Genomic DNA, 10,603 nt, shown 5'->3' with positions numbered 1-10,603 from the left:
TGGCCGGATAACCACGACTATGACATATTGACCATCGAGTTGAGAAACCCTGCCCGGCCGGCTGACGTGGGAGGCAGCGCCGTTGCCGGATCCTTAGTCCAGGACCAGGCCCTTTCCGCTGCCGCGCTGCAGCTCCACGGGGTGGATCTCGCCGAAGCCGCGGACGTTTTCTGCGTCCCGGGGCAGCAGCACAAAGCGTTCGTCGTGTTCCAGGGCGGCCGCCGTCGTGGAGTCGACCAGCACGGTGCCCGGGTCGGCCAGCGCCGTAAGGCGGGCGGCCAGGTTGACGGTGGGGCCATAGATGTCGCCCAGCCGGGAGAGGATGCGGCCCCACACCATCGCCACCCGGGCCTGCGGCAGGATTTCGTCCTCGTTGAAGGCGTGGGAGAGGGCCAGCGAGATTTCGGCGCCGGCGGCGGGTGTCTCGGCAATGTAGAGCACCTCGTCGCCGACCGTCTTGACGAGGCGTCCGCCGCCGACGGAGATGATTTCGGCGCACTTGTTCTCAAAGCGCTGCACCAGTTGCGCGAGGGTCTTTTCGTTCATCCGGCGGGACAGGCTGGTGTAGGAGACCAGGTCCGCGAAGCCGACGGCGCGCGCGAGCGGCAGCGGGGCGTCGTCCTCGTCCCCCTCGCGGCCCTCCTCGCTGGAGGCCAGGCCGGCTTCGGCGCGCACGGCGAGTCGCTGCACCCCGGCGTTGAGCTGGCGGCGCCAGGAGTAGACCAGCATTTCCTCGAGCGCGTCCACGAGGGAGGGCAGTTCGTTGACCAGCCGTTTACGGGCGACGGCGTCGGTGACACCTTGCTGGTGGACCATGTCCTCCACGAGGGCCTCGATCTGCCAGACCACCATGCGGTCCGTCATCTGGCCGATGGCGCGGGTGACGGAGATGGCGGCTTCCTCGGTGAGCTTGCCGGTGCGGACCAGGTCCACAATCGTGTTCAGCGCGGCCTGGTCCTTCTCGGTGAACGCCACGTCGTCATCGCCGAGGTTGGGAAACCCGAGGGCGCGCCAGAGTTTCCGGGCGGACAGCAGCGACAATCCGGCGCCGGCAGCCACCTCGCGGCGGCGCAGCTTGCGTTCGCCGCCGAGCAGCCGCTGTTCCAGGGCCTTGGCGGCGACGCGTTCCGCGGACATGGTGCCGGTGGGAGGAGCGGACGGCGGCTCTGGCGCAACGTCCGGGCCGGCGTCGTCCACGTCGGCCCCGTCCTCCGCCGGGTTGGCGTCGGCGCCGGCAGCGCCGGCGGGGTCGTCGTCGCCGGCAGGATCGTCGGCGCCGGCGGGGTCGTCGTCGTCGGAACCACCGGCGTCGACGTCGGAAACACCGGCGCCGGCGGCAGCGACGTCGTTGGAGGCATCCGCGTCGGAAGCGGCGACAGAGTCCAGCACGGCGGCTTCCAGGGAGGCGGTGTCGAGGACCGCTTCCGCGACGTCCGAAGGTTCGGCCGCCAGGAGTCCGGTGTCAGGGTGCACGTACTCAGCGTTCATCTCTTCCACCTTCTCTCATTTCCCATGGCCACCCGCCGGAGCCGGGCATCGTGTCGTCGGCCTCAAACAGTTCGCCCTCCGGAAGTTCGTCTATCGCGTCCAGGATGAAGTTCCGGAACGTCATGACCTCGGGGACGTCCGGAATCACCGAGCTCGAGGGGTACCCGGTATCCAAGGATATATTCCCCGAGCGCAAGGACCGTTGGAGCAGCGTCTGTTCGATGAACACATTACGGACTGCGGCCAGCGGAACCTGTTGGTCGCGCCGCCGCAACATGCCGTAACGGACAACCAGGCGCCGGCTGGTCAGCGTGTAGCGGCTGGCGTGCCAGGTCACCGCTTTGGGCAGGCAGGCGGCCAGCAACACCCACGCCGCGAGCGCCAGGCAACTGCCGATCAGCCACGGCGTCCACTCCGGGGTGACGAGCGGGAGGAGCCGGGCCGGGCCGCCTTTCAGGATCCAGGCGCAGGCGAAAGCGGTGAGGGCGCAGACCAGGATGAACAGCAGGCCCGGGACAATCAGTGTCCGCGGTTGCGGGCGGGTCATCACAATGACTTGCTCGCCCGGGAGGAGCTCCTTACGCATAGCCGCTTTCGCCGGCGGCCTCGCCGGGAGGGGTCCAGGGACGCAGGTGCACAACGTCGCCGGCGGTCACGACGTGCTCGTGCCCGGCGGAGTCGACCACCAGCAAGGAGCCGTAGTCGTCCAGCCGGGTGGCGTGGCCGATGATCTCATGGTCGCCCGGGAGCTGGGCCCGGACCTGCTTGCCGAGGGTCGTCAGCACGTGTTCCACCCGCTTGTGCAGCGACGGACCGCCGGCCATACCGGCGGCCGGGTCGCCGTCGGCGTTGCAGAAGCTGCGGTAGAGCGTGGCGAACCGGGAGAGGTAGCTCTTCAACAGCACGGTCCGGTCCAGTGTCGCGGGGTGTTCGAGCAGCACGGAGGTGGCTGTGGGCACGGGAAGCTCGGCCTCCGTGAGGGTGACGTTCAGGCCGGTGCCGAGCACCACGGGCGGCACGGCGCCGTCGCCCGTCGGGCCCAGCTGGGCGAGGATCCCGGCGATCTTCTTGCCCCGGACCAGGACGTCGTTGGGCCATTTGAGCTCGGCGGGGATCCCGGCGGTTTCCAGCAACGCCTCCCGCAGTGCGAGGGCGGCAAGCAGCGAGAGCCAGGAATAGCTTTGGGTGGGCAACGGGCGGCCCTCGGCGTTGACCGGCCGGAGCACGATCGAGACGGAAACAGAGCTGCGGGCGGGGGCTTCCCAGTGCCGGTCCAGGCGGCCGCGGGCGGCGCTTTGGTATTCGGCGGCAAGCACGGACAGATCCGGCCAGGCGCCGGGGTCGACAGTCACGCCGCGCAGCAGGTCCGCATTGGTGGAGCCGGTGGACTCCACCACGGTCAGCTGCGGGATGCCGTGGGCCGAGAGGAACACGGCGTCGCCCAGCGCCTCCTGGTCCAGGGGTGGACGGTCCGGTGTCTCGTGCGGGGCGTGCATGCTTGAATCCTACCGAGTAACCGGCTCCGCGGCGTCGCGCCCGGCGCCGGCCGGGGCGGAACGCCCCCAACTGTGGGCGCCGCTGCCGGCACGTCGGGCCGAAACGCCGCGGCATAACGGCGCCGGACCCGCAGAGGTGGGGAAAGTCGGCGGCCAGGTCCGCCCCTGAGCGGTGGGAAACCGCCGGAAACTCAGAGGAAAATGTCAGGAACGAGTTGGTCTTCCGGCGCACCCAGGCTGTATGGCGTGAAGTCCGTGACGCCCGCCGCGGCCAGCACCTGCTCGTCGGTGTAGAAGTTGCCGCTCCAGCTGCCGGATTCGGGGATGGCGTTACCGGCCGTCAGCACGGCGTGGGCGGCGTCGGCCATGATCTGCGGGCCGCGCGCGCCGCGGACAATCTGCTCGCCGCCGGGCATGTTGCGGATCGCCGCGGTGTCGATCAGGGTGCACGGCCAGAGCGAGTTCACGCTGATGCCGTCCACCTTGAGTTCCTCGGCCAGGCCCAGCGTGGTCAGGCTCATGCCGTACTTGGCCATGGTGTAGGCCAGGTGCAGACCGGCCCATTTGGGATCCAGGTTCAGCGGCGGGGAGAGCGTAAGGATCTGCCCGGCCGACGATTCGCGCAGCGCCGGCAGGGCGAGCTTGCTGAGCAGGAAGGTGCCGCGGACGTTGATGTCCTGCATCAGGTCGTAGCGCTTCATGTCCACGGCGTCGGTCTTGGACAGGTCGATCGCGGAGGCATTGTTGACCACGATATCGATCCCGCCGAAGCGTTCGACGGCGGCGGCAACCGCGCCGGCGACGTCGTCGTCGTTGCGCACATCGCCGACCAGCGGCAGCGCCTGTCCCCCGGCCGCCTCGATCTGTTCGGCGGCGGAGTAGACGGTGCCCTCGAGTTTGGCGTGCGGCTGGCCGGTCTTGGCCAGCAGTGCGATGTTGGCGCCGTCCCGGGCGGCGCGGGTGGCGATCGCCAGGCCGATGCCGCGGCTGCCGCCGGACATCAGGATGGTGCGGCCCGCCAGGGAACCCGAGGCCTGGTACGGCCCCTGCAGGCGGGTGTGCGGGGACGTGGCCGAAGCGTCGTTGCTTGAAGTCATAGCCCCACCTTAGCCGATGTTACTGGCCAGTAACATCCCTGTCGGCGCGCGGCGCGCGGCGTTCCCGCCCGGTTGTTGCCGGACTCGGAGTGGAAATACGACCCGCGGCCGCGGAAATCCGGGGTTCTGGCCGGGTGCCGCGGGGGTGCCCGGGGGAAGAACCGGGCGGGAACGCAACAGCTGAAGCCGGGCCGAAGCCGGGGCCGGAGGCGGGCGGTCCGGCGAGGGTCGGGGCGAAAATTGTAGGTTTTCTACAGCAGCGCGGGCGAATACCGTCACTAGACTTGCCAGCACGGCCATGTTTTTGTGTGGAATCCACTTAAGCGCCACCGCACGGGCCAGCGACAGCCGCAACGAAGAACAGCAGAGCACAACAGAGCCGGAGACATTTGATGAGCCACGATCTGACCACGACCGCGGGAAAGATTGCCGATTTCCGCGACCGCCAGGCCCGTGCCGAGCAGCCCTCCGGCCCGGAAGCGATTGAGAAACAGCACGCGCGCGGCAAAAACACCGCCCGCGAGCGCATCGACCTGCTGCTGGACGCCGGGTCCTTCGTCGAGTTCGACGCCCTCGCCGTGCACCGCTCCACCGCCTTCGGCATGGAGAAGAAAAAGCCGCTGGGCGACGGCCTGGTCTCCGGCTACGGCACGGTGGACGGGCGGCCCGTGGCCGTCTATAGCCAGGACTTCTCCGTCTACGGCGGGTCGCTGAGCCAGGTCAACGGCGAGAAGATCGTCAAGGTCCAGGAGTTCGCGCTGCGCAATGGCTGCCCCGTGGTGGGCATGCTCGACGGCGGCGGCGCCCGCATCCAGGAAGGCGTCGCCTCGCTGGCCATGTTCGCGGACATCTTCCGCAATAACGTCCACGCATCCGGCGTCGTCCCGCAGATTTCACTGATTATGGGGCCCTCCGCCGGCGGCGCGGCCTACTCCCCCGCCCTGACCGATTATGTGGTCATGGTGGACAAGACCTCGCACATGTTCATCACCGGCCCGGACGTGATCAAGACGGTCACGGGCGAAGACGTCGACATGGAGACCCTCGGCGGGGCGCGGCAGCACAACGCGAACACCGGCACCTCCACCTACCTCGCCGCCGACGAGGCGGACGCGGTGGAGTTCGTCCGTGAACTGCTGGACTTCCTGCCCTCCAACAACCTCGCCGAGGCCCCGGTGCTGGAGCACAGCCAGCAGCCGGAGCTCGACGACGACGACCTCGCCCTCGATGTGCTCATCCCCGACTCCGCCAACCAGCCGTACGACATGCGCAAGGTGATCGAGCAGATCGTCGACGACGCGCATTTCCTGGAGATGCAGTCGCTCTATGCGCCGAACGTGATCATCGGCTACGGCCGCGTCGAGGGCCACACCGTGGGGATTGTGGCCAACCAGCCGATGCAGTTCGCGGGCACCCTGGACATCGCCGCCTCGGAGAAGGCCGCCCGCTTTGTCCGGCACTGCGACGCCTTCAACATCCCCATCATCACGCTGGTGGACGTGCCGGGCTTCCTGCCGGGCAAGGACCAGGAGTTCCAGGGCATCATCCGCCGCGGCGCCAAGCTGCTCTACGCCTATGCCGAGGCCACCGTGCCGAAGCTGACCGTGATCACCCGCAAGGCCTACGGCGGGGCCTACATCGTGATGGGCTCCAAGAAGCTCGGCGCGGACCTCAACCTGGCCTGGCCCACCGCGCAGATCGGCGTGATGGGCGCCCAGGGCGCGGTCAACATCCTGTACCGCCGCGAACTCGCCGCGGTCGCGGAGGCCGGCGGCGACGTCGAGGCCAAGCGTGCCGAGGTTATCCGGCAGTACGAGGAGGAGCTGCTCAACCCGTACCAGGCCGCCCAGCTCGGCTACGTGGATGCGGTCATCGCCCCGTCCGAGACCCGGCTGCAGATCGTCAAGGGCCTGCGCGCCCTGCGCGACAAACGGGCCAGCCTGCCCGCCAAGAAGCACGGGAACATCCCGCTGTGACGCCCTTGATCGAACCCGGGACCGGGCCGGAGGCCACGCCACAGGAACAGCCGCTGCTGGCCGTCGTCAAGGGCGAGCCGACGGCGGAGGAGCTCGCGGCGCTGACCGCCGCCGTCGTCCTGTCCCTCGGCAGCGGTGAATCCGCCGCCCCGGAGAAGCCGGGCGTACGGCACTGGCTCCGCCGGCAGCAGCTGCAGCTGGCGCCGCAGCCCGGCCCCGGCTCGTGGAAGCGCAGCCGCGGCTAAGAAAAGTTCAGTAACCCTTTCATAACCGCCGCGGCCGGGCTAGTCTCGTTCGGGTGACTACCGAAACAACTGAGAACACCGCACCCGACAACCCGGCTCCGGCACGCCCGCGGACCGCGATCGACGCCGTCGCCGACGCCTTCACGGACACGCTGATCCGGCTCAACCCGAGCTTCGCCACCGAACTCGGCCTGCCCGGGCACGAGACGGAGTACCAGGACTTCTCCCCCGCCGGGCACGGGGAGTTCGCCGCCGCGGCGCGCGAAACCCTCGCCGCGCTGGAAGGGCTGGAGCCGGCCGACGACGTCGATGCCGTCACGCTGGACGCGATGCGCGAACGCCTGGGCCTGCAGCTGGAAATCCACGACTCCGGCTGGGACCTGGCCGAGCTGAACAACATCGCCTCGCCGGCCCAGGAGATCCGCGCGATCTTTGACCTGATGCCGACGGACACCGCCGCGCAGTGGGAGCACATCGCGGGCCGCGCGCACAACGTTCCGGCCGCCCTGGACGGCTACATTGATTCGCTGCGCACGGCGCGGGACGCCGGCCGCGTCTCCGCCGCCCGCCAGGTGCGGATTGTGATCGAGCAGACCACCAAGCACGCCGCAGAGGACGGGTTCTTCGCCAAGCTGGCCGCCGAGGCCAAGACCGCCGGGGGTCCGCTGCCCGAGGACGTGCAGTCCACGCTCGACGCCGGCGCTGCCACCGCCCGCGCGGCCTACGCCCGGCTGGCCGGCTTCCTGGAAGCGGAACTGCTGCCGGCAGCCCCGGAGAAGGACGCCGTGGGCCGCGAACGCTACGCCCTGGCCTCCCGCTCCTTCCTCGGCGCCTCCGTGGACCTTGAGGAGACCTACGCCTGGGGAGTCCAGGAGCTTGACCGCCTGATCGCTGAACAGGAACGGGTGGCCGAGCAGATCCGCCCCGGCGCCACGGTTGAAGAGGCCAAGGAGATCCTGGACAACGATCCGTCCCGCCAGCTCAAGGGCACCGACGCGCTCCGCGCCTGGATGCAGGAGCTGTCCGACAAGGCAGTAGCCGACCTCGCCGGCGTGCACTTCGACATCCCGGACGCGATGAAGACGCTCGAATGCAAGATCGCCCCCACCCAGGAGGGCGGCATCTACTACACCGGCCCGTCGGACGACTTCAGCCGGCCGGGCCGCATGTGGTGGTCCGTGCCGCCGGGCGAGGACACCTTCACCACCTGGGCCGAGACCACCACGGTCTACCACGAGGGCGTGCCGGGCCACCACCTGCAGGTCGCCACCGCCACCTACCGCCGCGAACTGCTGAACAAGTGGCGCCGGAACGTCTGCTGGACCTCCGGCCACGGCGAAGGGTGGGCACTGTATGCCGAGAAGCTGATGCAGGAACTCGGCTATTTGAAGGATCCGGGCGACCACATGGGCATGCTGGACATGCAGCGCATGCGGGCGGCCCGGGTGGTGTTCGACATCGGCGTGCACCTGGAGTTGGAGGTGCCCGAGCGTTGGGGGTCGGGCACCTGGACGCCGGACACGGGGTACGAATTCCTGAAGCAGAACCTCGCCATCAGCGAGGGGCAGCTGAAGTTCGAGTTCACCCGGTACCTCGGCTGGCCGGGGCAGGCGCCGTCGTACAAGGTGGGCCAGCGGCTCTGGGAACAGATCCGCGCCGAGCTCGAATCCCGTCCGGGCTTCGACCTCAAGGCCTTCCACACCAAGGCCCTCAACATGGGCTCGGTGGGGTTGGACACGCTGAAGCGGGCGCTGCTGGGGTAAGCGCACGCGCCAAGTGACAGTTCGCGGCAGTGTTCCTCGGAAACATTGCCGCGAACTGTCATTTCGACCGCCGGTCCCCCGGGCCGGGCGAGACTATCGCCACACCGCAAGCTGGAATAACTTCACACTTGGCCTGTCTGCGGCGTGATTCCGCGGTTTTCACAGACGCGGAGGAAATCAGGCCGCGTAACATTTCTCAACATCCGTTCGTCGTGTTATGTAGACCGGTCCTAGCGTATTTGGGTGACCACTCAGACAAGCACCCCCGCAACCGCAGGCAAGCCCGGTTTCCGGCTGCCCAGATGGGCCGGCTCTTTCGGCTTCCAGATCATCGCCGCCCTGATCGTCGGCCTGGGCCTCGGCCTGCTCGCGAAGTACACGGGCAGCACCAAGGCGAACCCCAACGCCCTCGGCGCGACGCTGCAGACCATCGGCTCGAGCTACGTCTCGCTGCTGCAGACCGCCGTTGTTCCCCTCATCTTCACCGCCGTCGTCAGCTCCATCTCCAACCTGCGCGCCGTCTCCAACGCGGCACGGCTGGCCTGGAACACACTGCTCTGGTTCGCGATCACCTCGCTGATCGCTGTCCTGATCGGCATGGGCCTGGGCGTATTGCTGCAGCCCGGAGCAGGCACCGGCATCACCAAGCAGGCCGAGTACACCGGCAAGTCCGGTGACTGGTGGGCTTTCCTGGTCGGTCTGTTCCCGAAGAACTTCCTGGGCCTGGGCGCCAGCACCACTGTCACTGACGGCGTCGCCACCACCGCGGTGAGCTTCAACGTGCTGCAGATCCTGGTGATCGCGATCGCCGTCGGCATCGCCGCGCTCAAGGTCGGCAAGGCTGCCGAGCCCTTCCTTAACCTCAACGCCTCGGCCCTCGCCGTGATCCAGAAGGTCCTTTGGTGGATCATCCGGATCGCCCCGCTCGGCACCGTCGGCTTGATCGGCAACGCCGTGGCCGTCTACGGCTGGGACACCATCGGCTCGCTCGGCAAGTTCACCTTCGCCATCTACGTCGGCCTGGCCCTCGTGCTGTTCGTCGTCTACCCGGTCCTGATCCGCAGCCACGGCCTGTCGATCAAGCAGTACTTCTCCGGCGTCTGGCCGGCCGTGCAGCTGGCCTTCGTTTCCCGCTCCTCGGTGGGAACCCTGCCGCTGACCCAGCGCGTGACCGAACGCTCCCTGGGCGTCCCCCGCGCCTACGCCTCCTTCGCCGTGCCGCTGGGCGCCACCACCAAGATGGACGGCTGCGCCGCGATCTACCCCGCCGTGTCCGCGATCTTCGTGGCCCAGTTCTTCGGCGTCCAGCTGGACTTCAGCCAGTACCTGCTGATCGCCCTCGTCTCCGTGCTGGGCTCCGCGGCGACCGCCGGCACTACCGGCGCCGTCGTCATGCTAACCCTGACGCTCTCCACGCTGGGACTGCCGCTGGCCGGCGTCGGCCTCCTGCTGGCGATCGACCCGATCCTGGACATGGGCCGCACCGCGGTCAACGTCGCCGGACAGGCCCTGGTCCCGACCATCGTGGCCAGGCGCCAAGGCATCCTTGACGAGTCCCTCTACAACGCCCCGCGCAACGGCGACCCGTTCAGCGACGACGTTGTGAACACCGATGTTGTGGACGCCGACGGCGACGCCCCGGCTGCCGCCGGCCGCCCGGCATCCGGGGCTTCCGACGCCCGCGAGCTGGCGGGCGCGAAGGCGTAGGCACCACTCACCGCAAAAGTAGTCCCCGGGATCATCCTCCCGGGGACTACTTTTGTGTGGCGTCAGTGCTGCGGACCCTGGTGGCCGCCGCCGATGACGCCCTTCTCAACGGCCTTGGCCACCGCGTCGGCCTCCGCCCGGGTCAGGGTGCCGTCGCTGACGGCCTTGTCCAGCCTCGTCTTCAGCTCGGCGGCGCGGTCCGCCTCTTCCGCGGTGCGGAGTTCCGTCAGGGCCGCGGTGACCTTGGCTTCGTCGATGCCCAGCGACGCTGCGAGGGACTTGGCCAGTTCCGCCTCCATCGCCGTGCGGTCCGGCCTGGTGCCTTCGGCCGGCGGGGCGGCGGGCTTGTGGGCGTCGCGGAAGGCCTTCAGCGCGTCGGTGACCTTGGCCTCGTCGACGCCGAGCTTGGCGGCGAGTTCGGACGCCTTCGCCCCGCCGAAGCCGCCGCGTTCGCCTCCGTGGCCGTGGCCGCCGCGCATGCCCATCCCCATGCCGTCACCCTGTGTGGCGCTGCCGTCCGTGGAGGCGGTGGAGCTCGGGCTGGGGGTCGGCGTCGTCGTGGCGGAAGCCATCCCGGCGACTCCGACGCCGGCACCCAGGGCCAGGGCGGCGGCCGAGATGCCGAGCGTTATTCTCTTCGTTCGTGACATGTGCTGTCTCCTGGATCTGCCGTACGGCGACGGCCTGCGTGGTCGGGAGTCTTTTTCAAGACGTGACTCCAGTGTGTGCCGCCGGCTTCGGCGGGAGCTGTTCAAAACCTTTCATCTTCCTGTGAGTGCTTCCGGCCGAACCGTTCCCTTGTCCGGGGCCGCAAAGTGGCTAGGCTCAGGT

General features: G+C 68.8%; 9 protein-coding genes. 4 read left to right on the top strand and 5 right to left on the bottom strand.

The window, feature by feature from the left end:
• Positions 1-93: 93 nt before the first annotated feature.
• The 4 genes from ACUYM2_RS05640 to ACUYM2_RS05625 form a co-directional block, all read right to left on the bottom strand.
• Complete coding sequence (locus tag ACUYM2_RS05640) at positions 94-1,488, bottom strand: adenylate/guanylate cyclase domain-containing protein (protein WP_481599182.1); 1,395 nt, start codon at positions 1,486-1,488, stop codon at positions 94-96.
• A complete protein-coding gene (locus tag ACUYM2_RS05635; protein WP_481599181.1) occupies positions 1,478-2,074 on the bottom strand; it encodes a PH domain-containing protein in 597 nt (198 codons plus the stop codon). Before ACUYM2_RS05635 ends, ACUYM2_RS05640 begins: the two co-directional genes overlap by 11 nt.
• On the bottom strand, positions 2,067-2,984 hold the full coding sequence (locus ACUYM2_RS05630; protein WP_481599180.1) for a biotin--[acetyl-CoA-carboxylase] ligase: 918 nt from the start codon (positions 2,982-2,984) through the stop codon (positions 2,067-2,069). The genes ACUYM2_RS05635 and ACUYM2_RS05630 overlap by 8 nt, the downstream gene beginning before the upstream one ends.
• Positions 2,985-3,175: 191 nt before the next feature.
• Positions 3,176-4,081, bottom strand: a complete 906-nt coding sequence (locus ACUYM2_RS05625) for an SDR family oxidoreductase (protein WP_481599179.1) — start codon at positions 4,079-4,081, stop codon at positions 3,176-3,178.
• Positions 4,082-4,473: 392 nt separating this feature from the next.
• Here ACUYM2_RS05625 and ACUYM2_RS05620 point away from each other — a divergent pair, with 392 nt between their 5' ends.
• The 4 genes from ACUYM2_RS05620 to ACUYM2_RS05605 all read left to right on the top strand — a co-directional run bounded on the left by ACUYM2_RS05620 (position 4,474) and on the right by ACUYM2_RS05605 (position 9,772).
• Positions 4,474-6,057 carry an acyl-CoA carboxylase subunit beta gene (locus tag ACUYM2_RS05620; RefSeq protein ID WP_481599178.1) on the top strand — a complete coding sequence of 528 codons (1,584 nt, stop codon included), beginning with the start codon at positions 4,474-4,476 and terminating at the stop codon, positions 6,055-6,057.
• A 5-nt stretch (positions 6,058-6,062) separates the two neighbouring features.
• A complete protein-coding gene (locus ACUYM2_RS05615; RefSeq protein ID WP_481601416.1) occupies positions 6,063-6,302 on the top strand; it encodes an acyl-CoA carboxylase epsilon subunit in 240 nt (79 codons plus the stop codon).
• 53 nt (positions 6,303-6,355) lie between these two features.
• Positions 6,356-8,065, top strand: coding sequence for a DUF885 domain-containing protein (locus ACUYM2_RS05610; protein ID WP_481599177.1), 1,710 nt, complete (start codon positions 6,356-6,358; stop codon positions 8,063-8,065).
• Positions 8,066-8,308: 243 nt separating this feature from the next.
• Entirely contained in the window at positions 8,309-9,772 is a 1,464-nt protein-coding gene (locus ACUYM2_RS05605) for a dicarboxylate/amino acid:cation symporter (RefSeq protein WP_481599176.1), read from the top strand.
• A gap of 62 nt (positions 9,773-9,834) precedes the next feature.
• On the opposite strand, the gene ACUYM2_RS05600 is transcribed toward ACUYM2_RS05605, so the two are convergent.
• The gene (locus ACUYM2_RS05600; RefSeq protein WP_481599175.1) at positions 9,835-10,422 is read right to left on the bottom strand and encodes a hypothetical protein; all 588 of its coding nucleotides are present in this window, start codon (positions 10,420-10,422) and stop codon (positions 9,835-9,837) included.
• Positions 10,423-10,603 lie beyond the last annotated feature (181 nt).

This window comes from Arthrobacter sp. SD1074B (assembly GCF_056780195.1).
This window is presented reverse-complemented; position numbering and strand designations above follow the sequence as displayed.